The 23,204-nt window shown below is 40.4% G+C and carries 17 protein-coding genes and 2 tRNA genes; 4 read left to right on the forward strand and 15 right to left on the reverse strand.

Annotated elements, in window-relative coordinates; genetic code table 11:
• The first annotated feature begins 186 nt into the window (after positions 1-186).
• On the forward strand, positions 187-1,437 hold the full coding sequence (locus tag ACFSGI_RS15220; RefSeq protein WP_204825079.1) for an NAD(P)/FAD-dependent oxidoreductase: 1,251 nt from the start codon (positions 187-189) through the stop codon (positions 1,435-1,437).
• Between the two features lie 119 nt (positions 1,438-1,556).
• Here the strand turns inward: ACFSGI_RS15220 and ACFSGI_RS15225 are convergent, their stop codons facing one another.
• From ACFSGI_RS15225 to ACFSGI_RS15235, 3 genes are all read right to left on the reverse strand, one after another.
• Entirely contained in the window at positions 1,557-2,177 is a 621-nt protein-coding gene (locus ACFSGI_RS15225; protein ID WP_204825080.1) for a hypothetical protein, read from the reverse strand.
• A 42-nt stretch (positions 2,178-2,219) separates the two neighbouring features.
• The gene (locus ACFSGI_RS15230; protein ID WP_204825671.1) at positions 2,220-2,618 is read right to left on the reverse strand and encodes a DUF350 domain-containing protein; all 399 of its coding nucleotides are present in this window, start codon (positions 2,616-2,618) and stop codon (positions 2,220-2,222) included.
• 108 nt (positions 2,619-2,726) lie between these two features.
• Positions 2,727-5,099, reverse strand: coding sequence for an endonuclease MutS2 (locus tag ACFSGI_RS15235; protein WP_204825081.1), 2,373 nt, complete (start codon positions 5,097-5,099; stop codon positions 2,727-2,729).
• A gap of 304 nt (positions 5,100-5,403) precedes the next feature.
• Between ACFSGI_RS15235 and ACFSGI_RS15240 the strand changes: the two genes are divergently transcribed.
• A complete protein-coding gene (locus ACFSGI_RS15240; RefSeq protein ID WP_204825082.1) occupies positions 5,404-5,850 on the forward strand; it encodes a cupredoxin domain-containing protein in 447 nt (148 codons plus the stop codon).
• Between the two features lie 88 nt (positions 5,851-5,938).
• Here the strand turns inward: ACFSGI_RS15240 and ACFSGI_RS15245 are convergent, their stop codons facing one another.
• The 6 genes from ACFSGI_RS15245 to ACFSGI_RS15270 all read right to left on the reverse strand — a co-directional run bounded on the left by ACFSGI_RS15245 (position 5,939) and on the right by ACFSGI_RS15270 (position 16,431).
• Positions 5,939-9,577, reverse strand: a complete 3,639-nt coding sequence (locus ACFSGI_RS15245; RefSeq protein ID WP_204825083.1) for a hypothetical protein — start codon at positions 9,575-9,577, stop codon at positions 5,939-5,941.
• A gap of 179 nt (positions 9,578-9,756) precedes the next feature.
• Entirely contained in the window at positions 9,757-12,198 is a 2,442-nt protein-coding gene (gene pheT, locus ACFSGI_RS15250; RefSeq protein WP_204825084.1) for a phenylalanine--tRNA ligase subunit beta, read from the reverse strand.
• A 19-nt stretch (positions 12,199-12,217) separates the two neighbouring features.
• On the reverse strand, positions 12,218-13,231 hold the full coding sequence (pheS, locus tag ACFSGI_RS15255; protein WP_204825672.1) for a phenylalanine--tRNA ligase subunit alpha: 1,014 nt from the start codon (positions 13,229-13,231) through the stop codon (positions 12,218-12,220).
• A 482-nt stretch (positions 13,232-13,713) separates the two neighbouring features.
• Positions 13,714-15,723 carry a ribosomal protection-like ABC-F family protein gene (gene abc-f, locus ACFSGI_RS15260; RefSeq protein ID WP_204825085.1) on the reverse strand — a complete coding sequence of 670 codons (2,010 nt, stop codon included), beginning with the start codon at positions 15,721-15,723 and terminating at the stop codon, positions 13,714-13,716.
• Positions 15,724-16,274: 551 nt separating this feature from the next.
• A tRNA-Gly gene (locus ACFSGI_RS15265) sits at positions 16,275-16,345 on the reverse strand.
• Positions 16,346-16,354: 9 nt separating this feature from the next.
• Positions 16,355-16,431, reverse strand: a tRNA-Pro gene (locus tag ACFSGI_RS15270).
• A gap of 161 nt (positions 16,432-16,592) precedes the next feature.
• On the opposite strand from ACFSGI_RS15270, the gene ACFSGI_RS15275 reads away from it, so the two are divergent.
• Together ACFSGI_RS15275 and ACFSGI_RS15280 are read left to right on the forward strand one after the other, a co-directional pair.
• Positions 16,593-16,916, forward strand: a complete 324-nt coding sequence (locus ACFSGI_RS15275; protein WP_204825086.1) for a YbjQ family protein — start codon at positions 16,593-16,595, stop codon at positions 16,914-16,916.
• On the forward strand, positions 16,913-17,173 hold the full coding sequence (locus ACFSGI_RS15280; protein ID WP_379283582.1) for a hypothetical protein: 261 nt from the start codon (positions 16,913-16,915) through the stop codon (positions 17,171-17,173). Before ACFSGI_RS15275 ends, ACFSGI_RS15280 begins: the two co-directional genes overlap by 4 nt.
• 98 nt (positions 17,174-17,271) lie before the next feature.
• On the opposite strand, the gene ACFSGI_RS15285 is transcribed toward ACFSGI_RS15280, so the two are convergent.
• The 6 genes from ACFSGI_RS15285 to ACFSGI_RS15310 all read right to left on the reverse strand — a co-directional run bounded on the left by ACFSGI_RS15285 (position 17,272) and on the right by ACFSGI_RS15310 (position 23,103).
• A complete protein-coding gene (locus ACFSGI_RS15285; RefSeq protein ID WP_204825088.1) occupies positions 17,272-18,243 on the reverse strand; it encodes an aldolase catalytic domain-containing protein in 972 nt (323 codons plus the stop codon).
• Positions 18,244-18,356: 113 nt separating this feature from the next.
• On the reverse strand, positions 18,357-19,691 hold the full coding sequence (locus tag ACFSGI_RS15290; protein ID WP_204825089.1) for a DUF4129 domain-containing protein: 1,335 nt from the start codon (positions 19,689-19,691) through the stop codon (positions 18,357-18,359).
• A complete protein-coding gene (locus ACFSGI_RS15295; protein WP_204825090.1) occupies positions 19,688-20,842 on the reverse strand; it encodes a DUF58 domain-containing protein in 1,155 nt (384 codons plus the stop codon). The genes ACFSGI_RS15290 and ACFSGI_RS15295 overlap by 4 nt, the downstream gene beginning before the upstream one ends.
• Positions 20,843-21,838, reverse strand: coding sequence for an AAA family ATPase (locus tag ACFSGI_RS15300; protein ID WP_204825091.1), 996 nt, complete (start codon positions 21,836-21,838; stop codon positions 20,843-20,845).
• A gap of 129 nt (positions 21,839-21,967) precedes the next feature.
• Complete coding sequence (locus ACFSGI_RS15305) at positions 21,968-22,372, reverse strand: hypothetical protein (RefSeq protein ID WP_137222228.1); 405 nt, start codon at positions 22,370-22,372, stop codon at positions 21,968-21,970.
• 182 nt (positions 22,373-22,554) lie between these two features.
• Positions 22,555-23,103 (reverse strand): peroxiredoxin, encoded by a 549-nt coding sequence (locus tag ACFSGI_RS15310; protein ID WP_069327262.1) that lies wholly within the window; start codon positions 23,101-23,103, stop codon positions 22,555-22,557.
• Positions 23,104-23,204 lie beyond the last annotated feature (101 nt).

Here is a 23,204-nt window from a genome sequence, read left to right on the forward strand (position 1 = left end):
CATGAATCGCCCATTTCTGCCAACCCTTTGATTTGATTGTTACTTGCTACTCATCTGCACACCTGTATCTGTCAAACGATTATCGGAACGAACTGCTTCAATATGATGTCAATCAGGTTACTTAATCTTATTACTTAGACAGTCAGCACAGGTAGCCTATTATTATACCTCGAGGAGCGAAACATTATGGATCTGCATACAAACCGTACCGCATGGGACAAAACATTATCGGAATCAGAAACACCGAAATACCAATCACTACAAGAAAATATTGCTTGTGATGTACTTATTATTGGTGGCGGAATGGGCGGAGCTTTGTCTGCGCGTGAACTAGCACATCGAGGCATCAATGTAGTGCTTGTTGAAAAATCAAAAATCGGTCAAGGTAGCTCTGTAGCTAATACCGGTTTACTTCAATATACGAATGATAAAATGATGACTTCTTGCATCAATACATTTGGCGAGCAAAATGGAGTATTGTTTTACCGTCTTTGCCAGCAAGCGATGGAGTATTTGATCGGTATTGCTCCAACTTTACCGATTGATGCTCAATTGATTCCACGCAGCAGTCTATATTATGCAAGCAATCCTGAAGACGTACCTGCTTTAAAAGAAGAATACGAAAATCTCAAACGATTTGGATTTGAAGCTGAATATTGGGACGCAGAAGAAATTGCGAAGCGTTTTTCTTTTCAAAAAGCAGGTGGATTATATACACATGGCGATGCTGAAGTGAATCCGTACCGCTTTATTCATGCGTTGATGGCTGATTCGATGAATCATGGTGCACAGTTATACGAAGGAGTCGAAATTACAAGTCATGTTGCCGATGATACAGGGGTTACCTGTTATGCCGGTGATATTGAAATTCGTGCCCGTACGGTTATCTATGCGACAGGTTATGCGACGCAAGAAATGAAAAAAGAACGTGGCGCATTTTTGGAAACGACTTATGCGATCATGACTAACCCTGTAGAAAGCTGGGAGGGTTGGCATGAGCAAAGTATGGTCTGGGAAACAACACGTCCATACCTTTATATGAGAACCACTGCGGATAACCGCATTGTTGTAGGCGGGTTGGATGAGCCGTTTACAGATCCCGAATGGCGCGATGTTCGGATGGTGAAGCAATCACAGAAATTGCTAGAAGAAGTTCAGACTCTTTTTCCAAATGTAGGTGAATTGTCGATCGATTATGCATGGGCAGCCGTCTTCGGCTCTAGTCGTGATGGATTACCTTATATCGGTGGACATCCAGATTACCCTCACAGTTATTTTGTTGAAGGTTATGGTGGTAACGGAACAGTCTACAGCGCTATTGCTGCTCAATTGCTAGCAGATACGATTACAGGAATCGAGCGTCCTGAATTGCAACTGTTTGGATTGACTCGTACAACCAAGCCTTCACCTGCAACGGTAGACGATATTGTCGTATAATCTCCAGTAGTGAATCTATTTGATAATCATGCAATTCTATAGTTAACACAGCAAAAAGCTCTTATCCTCACCTATTATCAGGTAGAGAATAAGAGCTTTTTATCTATAATTCGATATGCTTATTGTTCATTTAAATTCGTAATCTTATCAATAATAGCTACACGTTCATCTTCACACAGACTTTGATGAACATGGAAGCAACTTGGACATACATATACATTCACTTTAAACGTAGACGGTAAAATCGCTATATTATTCGCTGTTGCAGGCAAAGGAGTAAATCCAGTTCCACCCATCTCTTGCGTTCCTGCAAGCAACATGTACTCCTGACAATGTGGACATTGCGGAATCTCTTCTTGCTGATCCAGCAATTGCTCTACATTTTCTTCATACTGCACCATATTGAAATTCTCATCACCATACTGCTCAATCGTTTTGAGTGAAGAAAGACTTGGTTGAGTAAATAGCTCTGCATCGTTCAACAGACTGGTTGCTCGGGAAGCAAAAGATTGTTGCTCTTCTTCAGGTTGAGCAGCAGGCGCTACAGGTGCTCTACGAACTTCAGCAGGTGGCTTCTGTCCGCCTTCCACATATTCCTCATCTTCGTCTTCATCTAAGGCAATATTAAGTGTACGATAACCATTTAATTCATTATGACAGTGCGGGCACAATTCTTCCGGTCCAAATTCGGGGTCCCATACAATCTCACTATCACACCAAGGACATATTGTTGTATCCATGTTGTAATTCCTCTCATCCCTCATATTTCAGTTCAATCTCGATTATAAAATAGTCGCCCCTATCACGTACGATAAAGAGATCGATATAATCATCGAGATCAAACCTACAGCCTTATTATCTGCTGCAATTTCTTCGTCAATTTTGAATACAGGTGTCAAAAATTCAAATATAAAATAAGCAGCCAGAAGTAAAACAAAACCGATCACAGACCAACCGAGACTTTCATATACGGTACTATGCGCTTCGATCGAAAATCGCATAATATTACAAATCCCAAAAATCTTACCGCCTGTTGCCATCGCTACTGCTACGTTACCGCGTCTTATTTCATCCCAGCATTTATATTTGGCTACCATTTCGAAACACCATAAAAATACGATAAGCTGTAGTACAGCTACCGAGAAAAAACCGATCATCATCCCGACCGGATGTGCAAGCATCGGATCAATATAATCTTTCACGCCACTTCATAGCTCCTTCCGGTACTGAAATCATCTACAGACATTTCTATTCATTACGCATGAACACTGTAATGGTTTCAAGCCGGATTATTTCAGTACAGCTACAGTAACGCCATTGCCACCTTCGTTGTATTCACCAGTACGGAAACTTTTGACATGCTTATGACGACGCAAGAAATCTTGAATCCCTGTTCTCAGTACACCTGTACCTTTACCATGAATAATATAAATCTGTCCGAGGTTCGCTAAAAAAGCTTCATCGAGAAAACGATCGACTTCCATCAATCCTTCTTCTACATTTGCACCGCGTAGATCAAGTTCAGAGCGCATATTGTCTTCGCGTGAACGTTTGATCGTTGTTGCTTTTTTCTGTGGCTGTGCATTGATTGTAGCAGCAGATTGAACCAATTCAAGATCACTAAGAGCAACTTTCATTTTCAAAATACCCATCTGTACTACCGCTTCTTTGGTTCCAGATAATTCTACGATATGTCCACGTTGATTCAGGCTATACACCATAACATCATCACCAGGCCCAAGTGGTTTGACTTTTTTGGACTCGGTAGAAGAAGTAGATTTCTTCTTCGTGCGTTGCCCTGGAGTCGCATCATCTAATTGTTTACGAGCTGCAGTCAGCTTATGATCTTTAACAGCAGCGCCTTCTTCTTGAGCAAGTTGACGTAACGAACGAATTACTTCATCGGCTTCTTTACGCGCTTTTTCGATAATCTCACGTGCTTCTTCGTCTGCTTTTTCCAGACGTTTATCCCGTTGCTCTTCTAATCTAGCCAGATCACGTTCATAACGACCACGTAATTTCTCCATATCCGAACGCAATGTAGCTGCTGTATTACGATCTTCTTCTGCACTTAGACGATTACTTTCTAGTGAAGCGATCATATTTTCGACACGTTGATCTTCTTCCCCTACTTCGCCACGAGCTACATCAAGAATCTTTTCAGATAATCCTAAGCGTGAAGCAATAGCAAATGCATTACTGCGTCCTGGTACGCCTATCAATAAGCGATACGTAGGGCTCAATGTATTCACATCAAATTCCATACTTGCATTGATCACGCCTTTACGATCATAAGCATAAGCTTTCAGTTCGCTAAAGTGAGTTGTTGCAATCATTCGACAACCTTGTGAATGAATATACTCCAGAATCGCAATCGCTAACGCCGAGCCTTCTGCCGGATCGGTTCCTGCTCCTAATTCATCAAATAACACCAGACTTTTAGGCGTCATTTGCTCCAGAATCGATATAATATTAGTCATATGACTAGAAAATGTACTTAGATTCTGTTCGATACTTTGCTCATCACCGATATCTGCATAGATTGCATCAAATACACATAATTGACTGCCTTCATCGGCTGGAATAAATAGACCTGACATCGCCATCAGACTAAGTAACCCTACTGTTTTGAGTGTAACGGTTTTACCACCGGTATTCGGGCCAGTCACAATAATGCTAGTATGCTCATTGCCAAGTTCAAGATCAGTTGGTACTACATGAGCAAGTGGAATCAGTGGATGACGTGCTTTTTTTAATTTCAAAAATCCACGATCATTCATCTTCGGCATAGTAGCGTCCATCGAGCGAGCTAATTTGGCTTTGGCAAAAATAAAATCAAGGTCTGCCAGAATATCAATATCATAATTGAGCAGTTCTACTTGATCCGATACTTGAGCGGTCAGCTTCTGCAAAATTACTTCAATCTCGCGTTCTTCACGTAACTTGGCTTCACGTAGTTTATTGTTCATCGCTACAATTGCTTCTGGCTCAATAAACAGGGTCGCACCTGAACCGGATTGATCATGAACAATACCACCGAAGTGAGCACGATATTCTGCTTTTACCGGAATAACAAAGCGATCACCACGAATCGTGACTAATTGATCTTGCAACATTTTGGCTACACTTTGAGAACGGATCATACTATCCAGCTTCTCACGGATACGCACTTCACCTGAACGTAGTTCACGACGTACTGCGGCAAGTTCCGGGCTTGCCGAATCCATCACATGAGCAGAATCATCAATACAAGCACGAATGGCTTTTTCCAGTGGACGTTGATCAGAGATCAGTTCTACCAGATCAGCTAGCATAGGGACAGGGTTTTCTTCATGTACCATCTCGACATGACGACGTGCACGTCTACCGCCCATAATCGTATTTGCAACTCCTAATAATTCACTTGGATTCAATGTGCCACCAATACGTGCACGACTAACTGCTGCACTGATATCAACAATCCCACCAAAAGGAGGGGTTCCTTTCAGACGATCTACTAATGTCGCTTCGTCTGTTGTTTGAAGTAATTTTTTGACATGCTCCAAATCCGTATCCGGTTGCAAAGCAAGCGCTGCGCGTTTCCCGATTGAAGTGGCTGCATGTGAAGATAATGTATTCAAAATTTGACCATACTGCATGGTATGGAATATTTTTTCGTTCAACGTAATGACACTCCTCTAACTAACAAATTCCTTTATAATATAATGCACTACTTCTTATTATACATCTAGACTAAATATTCACAAAATACTTCCACGATAAATAATCAATACTTATAATAAGCTCCAAAAATATCTGATTTAGATGTATTGCTAAATCATGACTTTAGCGATTGTATTTCTTTTTTTCGCCATATTTTATTTTAAATTTGATGATATCAGTTACTCTTTATGTAGAACAGCGTTATACTATTTATGAATATTGGCAATGATCATTATTATATACCGCTATAGGAGGAATTAATGCATGTATACCCCATCTCAACCGAATCACAAAGTAAACACGTACAAAAGAACACTGATTATCGTTAGTATAATGATCGCAGTAATGGTTCTTTTATCTGCTTGTGGTCAAAAAAACGAGTCTGCTACTAATCAACCACAAAGTGGTGTGACCGAGACAGGTGTTGCACCTGCTGATGGTACACAACAATTGATGATCAAAGCAACTAATTATGCATTTGACCAAAAAGAATACCATGTTAAAAAAGGACAACCTGTACAGATCGTATTTGAAAGTGTACAAGGTAATCATGGTGTAATGATTCCAGCACTTAATGTCGATCTGGATTCACAAAATACAACAGCGACAGTCACTCCACAAGAAGCAGGTCAATTTGATATTGCGTGCTCAATCATGTGTGGTTCCGGTCATAGTACAATGGTTGCTAAATTAATCGTAGACGAAGCTTAATGTATTGAATTCATTATAGTATCAAAAAATCCCTTTCTGTTTCACTACATCCACATACGTAGTGATAAGCAGAAAGGGATTTTGATATCTAATTCTGGTCCTGCTCGATTAATTCCATCCACTCATTATATTCAATTTCCAAACGACGATGCTGTTCTTGTAACTGTTCTAACTCACGTATAACGCGCTCTTTCTCTTCACGCTGATCTTCCAGTTCAATATGAACCAATCGTAATTGATGTGAAGACACTTCGTACTGCTGCAATATCTCTTGCATTTCTTCCGACTTCTGTGTCTCTACAGTAGCCAGTTGATCTTGTTGTTCACGCCACTCACGTTCTTGTTGCTCCAACCGTTCAATATGCTGTGCTTGCTCTTGTTGTAATTGCTCGGTTTCATTGATACGTTGTTGCCACTCTTCTAATTCTTGACGCAAATGATGACTTTGTTGTTCCAAACGCCCAATTTCTTCTAGATAACCTTCTTCATTCCGACTCACTGTACGATAATCTTCTTCTAATTGAGTATACCGTTCATTCCATTGATCTAGATTGTGATTTGCTTCTTGCAACATTTGCTCTTGTTGACCTAGCTTATCTTGCACAGCATATAACTCTTGATTCAATGTAGCTACCTGAGCTTGTGCCTCTTGATGATATTGCTGTTCTTGTGACCATTGAGCTTGTAACGTATGCAATTCATCTTCTTGCTCGTTAGAGCGCTCACGCCACATATCCATTTCTTCTTGAATCGCTGATTTTTGCTGTTGCAATTCATTTAGCTGATCGATACGTTCAGACTGTAACTCTTCCAAATCTTGATATTGATATTCTAATGTCTGACGTTGTTCTTCGATAACACGAAGCTGTTCTTCTAATACCTGACGTTCCGCTTGAGCATCTGTCCAACGGGCTTGCAGACGATTCACTTCATCTTCTTGTTGCGTTGACAATTCACGCCATGTCTCGGCTTCTTCTGTTGCAGTAATCACCTGTTGCTGTACATCTTCCAGTTTTTGCTGGAGAGATGACTGCTGCATTTCCAGTTGATGACGTTGTTCTTCCAGTGTCTGCAATTGCTGTTCTAATGGTTGCATCTGTTCACGCACTTGAGACAACTGAGCTTGAGCCTGTTCTACTTCTTGCTCTTGCTGGCTAGAAAGTTCGCGCCATGTCTCCGCTTCTTCTTGAGCACTTGCTAATTCTTGCTGAACCTGATGAAGTTGTTGATTCAAAACAGCCTGTTGTTCTGCCAATTGTACTCTTTGCTGTTCTACAGTCTGTGCTTGTGCTTGCGTCTCTAATAATTGAGCTTGAATACGCTGAACTTCTTGTTCCTGTTGTCCTGACAACTCACGCCATGTCTCCGCATCTTCTTGAGTAACGGTTAATGTGTTTTTGAGTTCGACTAATTGTTGATTAAGATTCGATTGTTGTTCTTCTAATAGAAGCACTTGTGCTTGAACTGATTCATGAGCTTGTTGCTCTGAAGCGTATTGCTGTTGTAGAACATTATATTGTTCTTGTACTTGAGCCAATTCGGCTTGAATTTGTGACACTTCTTGTTCTTGTTGTGTTGATAATTCGCGCCATGTTCCTGCTTCTTCTTGTGTTACCGTCAATGTTTCTTGAAGTTCTACCCATTGTTGCTGTAAATCCGACTGTTCTGTTTCCAGTACATGCACTTGATTTTCTAGATCATTACGCTCGGTCTGGATACTGTTCGATTGCTGTTGCAAAGCAGTATACTGTTCCTGTACCTGCGCCAATTCAGCTTGAATTTGTGACACTTCTTGTTCTTGTTGTGTTGATAATTCACGCCATGTTCCTGCTTCTTCTTGCGTTATCGTTAATGTTTCTTGAAGTTCTACCCATTGTTGCTGTAAATCCGACTGCTCTGTTTCCAGTACATGCAATTGATTTTCCAGATCATTACGCTCGGTCTGAATACTGTTCGATTGCTGTTGCAAAGCAGTATATTGTTCTTGTACCTGCGCCAATTCAGCTTGAATTTGTGACACTTCTTGCTCTTGTTGTGTTGATAATTCGCGCCATGTTCCTGCTTCTTCTTGTGTTACCGTTAATGTTTCTTGAAGTGTACTTAGCTGTTGATTAAGATCATTTTGTTGCTTTTGCAACTGCTGTGCTTGCTCTTGTAAAGACTGATGTTCGATCTGTAACTGTTCACTTCTTGATTGTAATGATTCATATTCTGCTTGCACAGTAGCATGTTGTTGTTGTAGAGCTGTATATTGTTGTTGTTGCTGTGCAAGTTCGGTTTGTGCAGTCTGTAATTCTTGTTCTTGTTGATCTGATAGTTCATGCCATGTGTCTACTTCTTCTTTGAGCGTAGCATTTTCTTGACGTAGTTCTGTTAGCTGTTGATCCAGTTCTGACTTTTGTTCTTCCAATTCGTTAAGCTGCTCTTCTATCGTTACACGCTGTTCTTCCAATACAACTTGTTGCTCTTGAGCTTGGGACAATTCAGCTTGAATATGAGCAACTTCTTGTTCTTGTTGACCGGATAGTTCGCGCCACGTTTCTAATCTTTGTTTGGTAGCGGATACTTCATTTTTAGCATCTGCTAATTGTTGATGCAAAATAGACATTTGTTCTTTGGTTGTAGAAGCTTGTTCTTCTAACGTATGACGTTGTTCTTGAGCTTGTGTTAATTCCATCTGTACTTTTTGTACTTCTTGCTCTTGTTGCTGTGCTAATTCATACCAACGATTAGATTCTTCTTTGGATTCTGCTATCTCTTGCTGAGCAGTATCCAATTGTTCTTGTAATTCAGTTACTTGTTGCTGAGATGCACGTAGTTGCTCTTCTAATTGCTGTTGTTGCGTTTGTGCATTTGTTAAATTAATTTGTACTGTCTGCAACTCTTCTTCTTGTTGCACAGACAATTCGCGCCATGTCTCGGATTCTTCTTGCGCTTCCGCTATTTGTGTGATGAGTTGATTATGCTTTTCTTCTAATTCTTGTAACTCTATTAGTGTACGTTTGTTATTTTCCTCCAGTTCGGCATGATCTTGTTGCATACGATCATGTTGTTGTTGTAACAGTTGCAACTGCTCTTCTAACTCCATTACTCGCAAACTGGACACTTCTTCATTTTCTGTTAAAAGATTAATCTCACTGCGTAAATTTTCTGTCGTTTGTTGCAGATTTTGTTCTAATTCCACATTTGATTTCAAAGCTTTTTGAAGAGCTTCTTCAGCAATTTTCCATTTATGCTGTATTTGTTCGTTATTTAATTTGTGTTCTTGATTTTGCTGTTGAATCTGTTTATTTTGCCCTTCCACAGAAGTTAGCTTTTGCTGAGTCTGTGTTAATTGAGCAGATGTTTCTTTTACATTTTTTTGTAATTGTTCATTGGTCGCTGTTTGTTGTTGATTGTCCTGTTGTAATTTCTGAATTAATTCTTGTTGTTGATCTTTCACACTTTGTAATTGTTCTAACTCTGTATTTAAGCGCTGTTGCTCTGCGATAGCTTTATCAAATTCAGACTGATTGATCTGGGCATTAATCGATTCTTCTGCCATGTGTACAGCCGCTAATACAGCTAATTTAGCTTTATCTAAATGAGAATGAGCTTGCGATATATCGTTCATATGCTCGTCTACATAACGAGCAATTTGTCTCATATAATCGGCACTCGTGCCAACTAATTTATAAGTTGTTCCATAAATATCCACGTTTACTCGAATACGTTCGGGTGTTGTCACAATCGTGCCCTCCTTTACTTCTTCTGTTTATTCTAGTTGGATGTAGACAAAAAAGCCACATCGATTGTTATTCGATGCGACTCTTGTCAATTCCTGCTATCATCCCTAACAAACATGATTCTTTATTTCTCAGTCATTTGGATAGGGAATCTACGCAGTATAAAGATGGGACAAACTGATTACTTACGCAGTTCTGCACCAAATTGTTCAGACAACACCGTCAAGACTTGATCATGTACAGCTGTGACTTCTTCGTCTGTTAATGTATGCTCTGCATGACGGTATACGATAGCTATCGCTACACTCTTCTTACCTTCACCTACACGATCACCAGTGTAGACGTCAAATACTTGCACGGTTTCCAACAATTCTTTAGCTGTCAGGCGAATAGACGATAATAATTCTCCTGCTGCTACGTCTTCATTGATTACAACAGCAATATCGCGTTGTACAGAAGGATAACGTGGCAACTCGCTATATACGATTTTCTCATCAGCTTCTTCATATAATGGAGCCAATTGAATCTCTGCTACATACGTATCTTCCAGATCAGACTCCCGTTGAATATCAGGGTGAATCTGTCCAATTACACCGATCCATTGTTGCTGACTACCGACTTGCAAATAAACAGATGCAGAACGTCCTGGATGGAATCCTTGTGGTTGATCTGCTTTGTATGTGATCAAAGATTGTAGTCCAAGATATTGTAATAGGCTTTCTAATGCACCTTTGAGATCGAAGAAATCAACACGTTCATTGCCTGTATTCCATTGTGCTTGTTGACGTCTGCCTGTAAGCAATAGTCCAAGTAAAGGAATCTCTGTCGGTTGACGAGTCAATTCTTGCTCAGAGCTGAAGAATGCACTACCGATTTCAAATAAAGCTAGATTTTCCTGCTTACGATTACGGTTAAATGAAGCTGTTTCTAACAACTGCGGAATCAATGTGCTACGTAACACGCTACGATCTTCACTCATTGGCATCGCCAGTGCAACTTGTTGCTGTTCTCCACGCAATTGTGGGAACAGATCATTTTTCGCTGGATGTGTGAATGAATACGTGATCGCTTCTTGATATCCACCATGAGTGAGCAAATGGCGAATCGTACGACGCAAGCGTTGAGATTTGGTTAATGCTCCCGGTGTTGTTGTACCTTCAATAGAAGTCGTTGGAATATTATCATATCCATATAGACGAGCCACTTCTTCAATCAAATCAACATCGCGTACAATATCACCACGACGAGTAGGAACACGAACTTCTAATAAGTCTTGTGCTACATCGCCACAAGGGAATTGCAAACGGGCAAAAATCGTTTTGATTTCAAGTAAAGACAATTCTGTACCTAAATAACGATTTAATTTGCTCAAAGACAATTGCAAAGTTTTCTCTTCTGCTACTTGTGCAACTTCTTCTACAATACCTTCATGAATCAATCCATGTGCATAACGAACGATTAATTCAGCCGCACGATTCAATGCAGGCACAACAGCAGAAGGATCTACTTCTTTTTCAAAACGTTGACTTGCTTCTGAACGAAGTCCAAGACGACGTGATGTTTTGCGAATTGTTCCACCGTCGAACTTCGCAGATTCTAATAAAATATTAACCGTCGATGAAGTCACTTCCGTATCAGCGCCACCCATTACACCGGCTAACCCTACAGGTTGTCCGCCGCTTGTAATCAGCAACATACGATCATCTAATTTACGTTCTTGATCGTCTAAGGTGGTAAGTACTTCACCTTCACGTGCCATGCGTACTTCAATCGCACCTTGATTTAATTTGTCAGCATCATAAGCATGTAGTGGTTGTCCATATTCCAACATTACGAAGTTAGTAATATCAACAATATTACTGATCGGACGAATACCTGCTGCAATCAGACGATTTTGTAACCATAATGGAGAAGCTCCCACAGTAATACCACTGATATAACGAGCTGAAAAGTGACTACATTGCTCGGTTGCTTCAATAGTAACTGAAATATGATCTGCTGCTGCATCTCCAGCTTCAACAAAATTCAGTTCTGGTAATTTGACATCACGACCTAGAATAGCGCCTACTTCATAAGCCGCTCCTAACATACTCAAGCAATCTGAACGGTTCGGTGTCAGATCGAAATCCAAAATCGCATCGTCCAAACCAAGCAATTGCACAATAGGTGTACCAATTTCTGTATTTTCAGGCAAAACCAAAATACCTTCTTGTTGATCTTTAGGTAACAATTTATCGTTAATACCTAGTTCTTTTGCAGAACAGATCATGCCTTGCGATAATACACCGCGTAATTTGGCTTTTTTGATATCCATCCCGCCTGGTAATTTAGCACCCACAAGAGCGACAGGAACTTTTTGCCCGGCATCGATATTTTTAGCACCACATACGATCTGTAAATCTTCACCTTGACCTGCATCAATCACACATACATTTAATTTGTCTGCATCAGGATGCTTTTCTTTACTTTTCACATAACCAACGACAACGTTAGTAATGCCTTGATTACGATATTCCACGCTGTCGATTTCGATTCCTGAACGTGTAATTCGCTCAGCTAGTTCTTCTGGAGTGACTTGATCCAAAGAAACATATTGAGACAGCCATTGTGTAGATACTTTCACTGCTATTCACTCCTTTATATTAGATACGTGAGAATTGTTTGAGGAAACGCATATCATTGCTGTAGAAATGACGAATATCATCGATACCGTATTTCAAAATCGCTATCCGTTCTACACCGATACCGAATGCAAATCCGCTATATACTTCAGGGTCAAAACCGCCCATTTCTAACACTTTAGGATGAACCATACCGCAACCTAATACTTCGATCCAGATACGTTCACCATTCTTTTTCACAAACGTAACGTCAACTTCTACGCTAGGCTCTGTGAACGGGAAAAAGCTTGGACGCAAACGAATTTCGGTAGACTCGCCGAACATTTCACGTGCAAATTGAAGCAATGTTCCTTTAAGATCACTCATACGAATCCCTTTATCAATCACCAATCCTTCGATTTGGAAAAATTGGAAAGAGTGAGTCGCATCGTCATCATCACGACGGTATACAGCACCCGGACAAATAACTTTTAAAGGCGCTTTTCCTTTTGCTGCTTCCATCGCACGAATCTGTACCGGAGAAGTATGCGTACGCATCAACAAATCTTCGGTTAGATAGAAGGAATCTTGCATATCGCGAGCAGGGTGATTTTTCGGCAAATTCAATGCTTCAAAGTTATAATGATCGCTTTCCGCTTGAGGGCCTTCTGCCACGCTGTATCCCATACCTAAGAAAATATCTTCCATTTGTTCAATTACTTTGTTAATCGGATGAATACCGCCTTGTGGCAATCCACGACCTGGCAAAGTTACATCGATTTTCTCAGCCGCTAGACGCTCATTTGTCTCAGCCCGTACAAATTCTTCTTGCTTGCGATTGATTACTTCTTCAATCGCTTCACGCACTTCATTGGCAACTTGACCAACAACCGGACGTTCTTCAGCACTAAGCTTACCCATACCACGCAATACTTCGGTTAAAGCTCCTTTTTTACCAGAGTATTTAACACGTAGATCTGCTAGCTCTTTTGGTGTTGCTACTTTTTCTAATACTTCCAGTGCTTCTGATTTCAAAGCAAGCAAATGTTCTTGCATTTGGACGATTTCGCTCATCGTTGTTAAGCCCCTTTCTTCCTATCCCGCAGTGTGTGAACTTTATCAAAACAACAAAAAAAGGCCTTTTCTCCCCTTAAGGGACGAAAAGACCGTGGTACCACCCTTGTTAGAAATTTATAATCTGTATCTCAACATAGAGTCTCCTCTAGATCAATCACATGTAGATTATAAGCTTCTCGCTCGAAACGACGATAACGGATCGTTACACCGGCTATTCCTAATCTATAGATCAGCTTAATGGTACAAGCTTACTTATATTTCAGAACGCTGCTCCAGAGTGAACTTCAACAGCCTGCTTCTGTAAAAATGCTCTCAATCTAATGGCATTTTCTCCCTGTCCGACAGTACTGTTTACTCTTCTCTTTCGTTGCAGATGTCATAGTGAAAATAGATACTCACTATTTTACAAATAACCAGCCTTCCCGTCAACGATTGTTATGCAAAAAGAACATTCTATTTATTTACGAACGAGACGAGTAGGATGCTAATTCTTTGCGTAAAGATTGGATTTCTTGCCAGATAGGGTCATTATCGTTCTGCTCTATATTTAAATGTTCGATATCCTGTGTAGATTTAGGCAGATGCTCATGAGATCGGGATGACGAATAAGACTGCTTCTGATCGGCAAGCCCTGCTAACAATTGAGATAGACGCAATTCCAGCATCATACGTTGTTGATAACCTTCTACTCCACCTGCCTGAGCTTCTTGTTGCTGATGTGTCTGAGCCGCTTCGTACTCTTCTACAGTACCTTCAAACCATTGATACTGATGATTGCGCTCTAGTTGTAACAATCGGGTCGCTAATCGCCGAACTAACATCCGATCATGAGACACCATAATAATCGTTCCTGCATACTGTTGTAGCGCTGACTCAATGACTTCTTGCGCAGCGATATCTAGATAGTTGGTCGGTTCGTCGAGAATTAATACATTTGCACCGCCAAAATATAACCGTATTAATGCAACCCGGCACTGCTCTCCCATACTTAAATGTCCTATCTGCTTATAGACATCTTCGCCGCGGAACAAAAAACAACCTAAAATCGTTTGTGCTTCAGTGCGTGTCATCGATGGCAACACAAGCAGACTATCCAGCAATGTCATCTCTAGTGGCAACCCTTCCAGTTCCTGTGAAAAGTACCCTATATTCAATGCTGGATGATGCCATAATTCACCACTAGAAGGTTGTAACTGTCCAAGTAGTAACTTGATTAGTGTCGTTTTGCCTGACCCATTTGGCCCTGTAATCGCTATACGATCACCACGTTGTACATTCATATTAAGATGTTGAATCAGAGCATGATCTGAAAGCTCTATTGTCTGATGTTGTTGTTCTATTTTTTCTGGAGCAGAATCATATGCAAAACTTACATCATCCAAGCGAATTAAGGTATGCCCTCTAAACTCACTCGCTTCTAATTCAAAGTTCATTTTGTCAGCAGCACGCGGTTTTTGCACACTTTCTGAATCTAATCGTTCCAGTGCTTTTTCTTTGGCATGATAGCGTGAAATATTTTTGTTCGCTTTATCTCTATAAAAGCTTTTGGTGATTTTCACTTCATTTTGTTTACCCGCCGCATGGTGAGCTTGTTCAAACCACTGCTGATAATTGCGAATCGATTCTTCTAACGCTTTGCGCTGTTGTTCTTGCTTTTTGTACAGTGATTCTTGTGCTCGCAATTCGCGCTGTTTGTGTTCACGATAATCGCGGTATCCACCTTTATACTTGGTCATCCCTGTCGATGTCAATTCACAGACAGACGTTGCCATCCGATCTACAAATTCACGATCATGCGAGACAAATAACAATGTACCTGTATATTGTTGCAATCGTTTTTCTAACCATTCCATCGTGTCGGTATCTAAATGATTGGTAGGTTCGTCTAAGATCAACAACTGCGTCTCACGCGTTAAGACAGAGGCTAGACGTACTCTTGTTTTCTGACCTCCGCTTAACTGGGTATACGGTATATTCCATAGCTCTGATGTAATCCCAATTGTTGTCAGTTGCTTTTCCACTTCAATTTCCCACAGGAATCCGTTATATTTTTCATACGTTTCTAACGTACTTCCATATTGCTCTAACACTTGATTATAGAGATCGCCTTCTTGTTCCACCGAAATATGCTGAAGTTGTTGCTCCCATTCATCTAATTGTTGGCGCAAATCCCACAATTCCGGCTTCCCTTGTCTGGCTATTTCTAACGTTGTCCAGCCTTGATGAATATGCTCAAGATCATCTTGCTGTCTCATCCAATCCCACTGTGATAATGGTAAAAAGCGTTCGATTTTACCTTCCGTACATTCAGTATCATCCATTAGCAATTGGATCAGCGTACTTTTACCACTTCCATTTTCACCAATCAAGGCGAGACGTTCTCCTGCTTCTATTTGTAGATTCACTTGTTTAAAAATTTGTTGACCGTTCCACTCTTTTGCCAGATTGCTTACTTTTACGATGGTTGTCATTGAACATCATCCTCTCTGAAATCATAAAAAAACCGCCAGAGCAGATGCTCTCGCGGTTAATCATGCGAACGTCAGATTCATAATCATCCATATGTAAAATAAGCAAAAGGATATAAGTATACAGTGCTTCTACTTTTAGATTAGTGATATCTGTTGTTGACATAAGACATCGTTAACCACAAAAGTAAAAACAATTTATTCATCCTGAACTGTGATTATAACAGTTTCCTATTGCTATCCATGGACATACGTCTCCCGTTTGCATCAGCCGCTTGAGCTGTCTGCCTGCTTTATCATGTGCAGTTCGTAGGGAAATTCGTATGTTTACTTCATTGGACAATAGGACCCTCTCATTTCTTCAGAATGGTCAGCTTGAAAAACGCAAACTATATCATTACCGCTGACAACGACAGTATAACAAAAGTTTAGCGAAAAGCCAAATGTTACAATCATCATTATACTTATATATGTGAAACTATATTTTAGAAACAAGATGAATATAACAAAAAAAGCCTTCGCTTTCGCAAAGACTTTCTCTTGGTATTTCAGTAAGCGGGTGATGGGAATCGAACCCACGCTATCAGCTTGGAAGGCTGAAGTTCTACCATTGAACTACACCCGCATAAATGGATGGTCGGGATGACACGATTTGAACATGCGACCCCCTGGTCCCAAACCAGGTGCTCTACCAAGCTGAGCTACATCCCGAGGTCACGTTTGGAAAGTCATTAGGCTTTCTTAACGACAAGATATAATATACCATATTCAAATTTATCTTGCAACTTCTTTTATTTGTGTATCATTTTAGATAGATTTACGTATATAAAAAGTATAGTATACCTTTTATCAATCAGACAGGAGTGATACAAATGATTATCGTAACGACTGAAAATATTCCGGGTTACCGGGTAACTAACGTTCTTGGCTCGACTTTTGGTGTGGTTGTACGTGCACGCGGAATAGGTGGCGATATTATGGCTTCTTTTAAAGGATTAGTCGGTGGTGAAGTCAAGCAATATACTCAAATGATCGAAGATGGTCGCCGTCAGGCTTTGGATCGTATGGTGGAAAGTGCTCATACTATGGGCGGCAATGCTGTAGTCATGATGCGATTTGATAGCGGAGATATCGGTAATAGTATGAGTGAAATTGTTGCTTATGGTACAGTAGTGACCATTGAACCGATCGCATGAGTTTTTTCAATATGGGCGCTATCTATTTTGCGTTACAAATTGGTGGGTTCCTTGCGCTACTTTTAATAAGCTGGTACTTTTTTGATAAACGATACAAAGGAAAACGACGATCTTCCGAACAACAAAACGATATACTCAAACATTCCCACCCTACTTCTGAAGTGTTTGTTGATCCTGCTGATGGCAAAACATACCGAGTCTATTATGATGAACAAACAGGTACACGTTCGTATGTTGAAGAATATTCTCAATCTTAATAGATATTTACTTAGAACATCATAAACAAAAAGAGCAATCTCCAGTTGTTAAGGAAGATTGCTCTTTTTATTTATGGATTATGCACGTTTAGCTAATTCTATTTAGTTCCTTTAGAAGAATCAAAGCTTACTTCTGGAGTCGTCAACTTATCGTAGAAATCAACAGAATTATCTTTGTCATCTGAAGCACGAAGTGCCATTGCAGAACGTGGATGCTCATCCAATGATCCTGTGATCATATAAGGAATGATATAACCCCACTCTTCTTTTTCACGCAAAGGAATCATATGTTTGTCGATGATTTCTAATACTGGACGCAATGTGTATTTTGTATTTTTCAAATGAGTTACTAACAACTCAGTTGGACAGTTACCTGCTGCACGTCCCATACCGTATACCGAAGCATCCAGTAATTCAACACCATGCTCTGCTGCTACAAGCGTGTTAGAGAACGCCATTTGCATATTGTTATGGGTATGTACACCCAGACGTTTGTTAGGCAAGTTTGTTTTGAATTTATCCACCAAATAAAGCATGTCTTTGTAATCTAGACTACCGTAGCTATCTACAATATACACAACATCGACAACACTTTCGTTGATCAATTCAAACGCTTCTAGCAATTCATTTTCCATCACATTAGACAATGCCATAATATTGATCGTTGTCTCATATCCGCGATCATGGAAGGTTTGCACCAATTGAAGCGCTTTGTCGACATCTTTGATATAACAAGCGACACGAATCAGATCTAACATACTTTCTTCACGAGGCAAAATATCTTCTTCGGCAACACGACCGATATCGACAAGTGCAGACAATTTAGTCGTTCCTTTTTGAGGAATAACTGTACGCAAGAAATCGTCATCTAGAAAACGCCACGGGCCTGCTGCTTCTGCACCTTTAAGTAATTTTGGAGAGTTTTTGTAACCAATCTCCATATATTCTATACCTGCTTCGTTCAGACCTTTATACAAATCTTGTACAAATTCTACGCTGAAATCCCAGTTGTTCACTAGACCTCCATCACGAATCGTACAGTCTACAATTTTGCTTGGATTAAGTTTCATTGTTAATCTCCTTTCAGCCGTTTCATTCTCTCCATGATACTGTAAGCATCCTTTAAAAGTAAAGAATTTTCTAACACGCTTTAAAGCTTCACATGAATAAATTCATGAAATATTCAATCTTTTTTCTCCCAATCTTTCAGTTCTTCAGTATCTACAGACTTGGCACCATACCGAATCTGATTGTACCAGTCTATTAAGATGTAGATACGTTGTTCAGAAGAGGCTGGAGATTCCTTTGGATTCAAGTGAACGATTTTGCGTCCAAGTGTATTTGGTGTATCTCCCTTATGCTGATCCAGACCACGCTTTATCCCTCGCTGAATCAATCGTTCATAATGATAACGCACCCGTTCAGCAGGATCATCCGGTACTTTTTTGTTATAACGCTTTCCTAACGTTGAAGATGTGGGACGAATCTTTTCGATCTGATCGATATAGCCAGAAGATTGCTCTTGCAAAGGTACAACAATCTCACTTTCGATCCCGAGAATACGCAATAACCAGCGCCAGAGCGGTGGGCCATATTTGCGAAGCAGACGGTATAGAAACAGTCCTACACCAAATACAAAAGCCGCTAAAGCAGCAATCATAATAATCTGAGCGATTCGCTCAATCCAAGCCGGATTCAAAATAGAAGGGCTTTGCTCTGGTAACTCTATTGGTGGTAACAATGGGGGCGGTGTGATAGGTTCAATCATTTGATTAGGCACTGTGACTTCATTATTTTGAAAAAGAGATACGATCTTCTGCCATAACCAGCTTAATATCATAGATAATTGTGTACTACCACCGATAACCGCAATCAATCCAATCAAAATCCATGTCCAACGCCGACTTCGACGAATCACCAATTGGAGAGCAGCCAGAGGGAACCCATCTTCCCAGACGGAATAGCTAATCTGACGGGAACCACATCGCATTAGAATCGCAAACAAATGAATCATACCTGCCATATAAATCGCAAAATGTGCAGAGGATAGATCGCCTTCTGAACCTGTAATCACATAAAAAATCCATGCTACTATCAGCAAAATCAATTGCAATGTCAGTGGAAATAATTGATCCCAATCCCCCATTACCAGCATATTACCGCGAAATAGTCCGATAATAATGATACATAGACTGGCTATCCAGATCGATGATAAGCCCACCTGTTGCACCATCATCCAAAATACACATGCTGCTATTACAATCCATACTATAGACCAGCTTACCGTTTTCCATTTTACAGAATAAGGTCTACTAGCGATACGTAGTGTAATCCCAAGACCGCCTGCACATAGAAGCCATAATGCCCATAATACAGGTTGATCTGTATGAAATAGATAAGCATCTAACAGAACGATAATCGGAAAGCATGCCGCTACTTCTGCCAGCATATAAGCAAGTGGTTGCCAGTGATTAGAGATCGGATAATTTGCTAGTCCTGAACGATCTTTGGTTGTCATACGCTCACCTTCTTGCTTGGTTGGTGATCTTGCATTGTCTGATATAGATTAGACTTCTTCAACTGCTCGATACCGGGTACATGCAAAATGCTAACAGTAGAACCAGACTGTTCCAAATTCGTGATAGCTTGCTTGATCGGTTCGGATACATGTGGAGTCACGATTAAAATATCCATGTTATTGGGCTGTCCTTGTTGCGGAACAAATGATTGTAAAAATTCATGAAAAGGCAGTCTACTTTTTAATTGTACTTCTGCCATACATTGAAGCAATGCAGATAATTGTTCACTGCCATAAGCAGGTAAAATCCGAGCATCTTGCTCATCTTCTGTTGCTATAATCGCATTGTGTCCAAAGCCTGCTTTCATCCCTTTGCCAATCAGATCTGCTGCAATCGTTGCGCAATAACTCAGACCACATTCCGCCACAATCGGCTCGGTGACGACCCGCCACATCTGTTCACTAATTTCAATATTAAGTAGAATCATTACGTCTGGATCCGCGCTATACCCTTGACGATACACTTGTAATTGACCTGTGCGCGCTGTTGCTTTCCAGTGAATCTGATTCATCGGATCACCTGAACCATATTCTCGTACACCTGTAATCAAAAAAGGATCTTCATTGGTCCAACGTCTAACTTCAACTTCTCCTTGCCAGCTTCGATAGGCTTCTGGCATATCGTCTATCAACGTATAAGCCGGATAGACAGTCATCGTAGATTCAATCCGAAGTGGTCGATTGGCACGTGCCAATCCAAATACATCCCCTGCACTCATCAAAGCACTATCCATATGGAAAACACCACGTTGTCGACAAATAATCTGATGCGTGCGTGTAATACGTGTGAGCGCAGACAAACTGAATAGACTGGTATGGTTCTGATACAACGTTCCTTCACTGATCGCTGTCTCTGCTTGATGACCGAATTGGAACCCTGCTGGTAAAATAGATTCTAATCGTAACCACGGTACAGGAATACGGCGCTTATTCTGAATAATCTCGATCATTTCAATAGTATCGCCAACATGACAGGAAGTTCGAGATAATTTGCGATCATAATCAATCTGCCGAAGAGATCGTCTGCCTAACACTAGAGCTTGAAGTAATACAACAACTCCAGCAATCAGAAGTAGCCAGAAAAACTCCATTTACTTCACTCTACTTTCCAGATTGGCTTCGGTAGGAACCAGTTCAGTATCTAGAATCGATTGAATGATTAGAGCAGATTTATGTTTATCATTATGATGCCGATTTTTGAATACTAATCGATGTGACAGCACAGGAGATGCCATCGTCTGAATATCATCGGGTAATACATAATCTCTGCCTTGTATAGCTGCATATGCTTGAGCAGCTCGTAGTAACGCTTGGGTTGCTCGCGGACTTGCCCCTAGAGCAATCTCTTCATGTCTACGTGTAGCTTCTGCAAGACGAACAATATAGCCTAATAGATCATGATGAATAGTCACTGCCTGACAGAGCTGTCTTGCTTCGATAATTTGTTCACGAGTGACTTGTTCAAAAGCAGGAGACGCAGTATGATCTGCTGTTTCTTTACTTACTTGTGAAGAGGTTGAGGTTCTACGCAAAATCTCAATTCCTTCTTCCGCAGAAGGATAACCCATCGACATTTTTAGCATAAATCGATCCATCTGTGCTTCTGGTAATGGAAATGTTCCTTGGTTATCGACCGGATTTTGCGTAGCAATCACCATAAAAGGATTATCTAGCTTCATCGTCTCGCCATCGACACTAATCTGCTGTTCTTCCATACATTCCAGCAGACTGGATTGAGTACGTGGAGTCGCCCGATTAATCTCATCTGCCAGTACGATATTAGCAAATAAAGGCCCTGCTCGAAACGTGAATTCGCTTTCTTTTTGATTGAAAAAGTGGATTCCTGTAAGGTCAGAAGGCAACAAATCTGGTGTGAATTGTATCCGCTGAAAATGACAACTCATCGCTGCCGCTAGTGTTTTGGCAAGCATCGTTTTACCGGTACCGGGTACATCTTCCATCAATACATGACCGGAAGCAAATAAAGCGGTCAGTAACAATTGAATCTCATGATCTTTACCTACAATAACTTGACCTACTTGTTGTTGAAGTCGATTCGCTACATGCTGAACGGTATATGTATCCATAGTATTAATCTTCCTTTCTGTACCTATCTCCTTTTATCATACAGTGATTTGGATGAAATGCAAAAAAGGAGAAGCTTTATCAAGAGCTTCTCCTTTTTTATATATTCAATTGTCCGTAATCTATATAACTTATTTGTGTTGAAGACGAGAGCGACGTAGACTCATCACAGCAAGGCGTCTTTTCAGATCACGTTCCCATTTCTCATCATTGATTTTTTTGGCTACAGCGAGCAGGTCTAGACCCATATCGATCTGACTTTGCACCATGGTCATTGGATCATCTTCTTCCATATTCACGCAATTCTCGAACATGGTTGCTTCATCTTCCATCACATAATCCTGAAAATCGATCTCAGGTGTGCCATCTCCATGCGCATACTCAGCCAAAATCTCATACTCACTTTCTACTTTGTAGTGAACTTCAACCCGTTCACATACAGGGCATACGAGTAGGGGAACATTATGAACCTGGGTTCGAAAATGTTTTAAAGTCCCTTTCGTACCTATCATACTGCCGCCACAGCAAAAGCTCATGTTGCTCACCCTCCATACATTATTCTATGATTTTCAACCTTACCCCAATATCATCAAAATAAGTGATTGTGAATGATTATTAACCAGCTTGTGTCCATTCTACACTTTTTTGGGAGAAGACAAAACCCCCCCATTCGTAGAATATACGAATGAAGGGGCAAAATAGATTACTTTTTCTTATATTAAGAAGTAACTAATGTTTTTTGTCCTGGTTTCCAGTTCATTGGGCACAATCCACCAGATTGTAGAGCTTGCAATACGCGAAGAGTTTCTTCTACGCTACGACCTACATCGTTGTGGTTGACCACTTCATATTTCAATTCGCCTTCTGGATCGATGATGAATAGACCGCGAAGTGCTACGCCTTCTTCTTCGATCAATACGCCATAATCAGAAGCAACTTTTTTCGTAATATCGGAAGCCAATGGGAAGTTCAATTGACCTAGACCATTGTTTTCTGGAGCAGTGCTAATCCAAGCTTTGTGACTGTGAATAGAGTCAGTACTTACACCAACAATTTCAGTATCTAATGCTCTGAATTCTTCTGCTGCATCACTAAGTGCAGTAATTTCTGTAGGGCATACAAAAGTGAAATCTAGTGGATAGAAGAAAAACACCAACCATTTTCCTTTGTAATCGGACAATTGAACGCGTCCAAAATCTTTACCATCACCAGAAACAGTCTCCATATTAAAATCTGGTGCTTGTTTACCTACCAAACGATCTGCCATAATCCAGTATTCCTCCTTTTATATAAGAAAAGTCAAAACACACTTTTCTTTCCTATCTATATCATAACTCTAAACGCTATGACAAGAATGTTATCATCGAC

This window comes from Paenibacillus nicotianae (assembly GCF_042681745.1).
Lineage (GTDB): Bacteria > Bacillota > Bacilli > Paenibacillales > Paenibacillaceae > Saccharibacillus > Saccharibacillus nicotianae.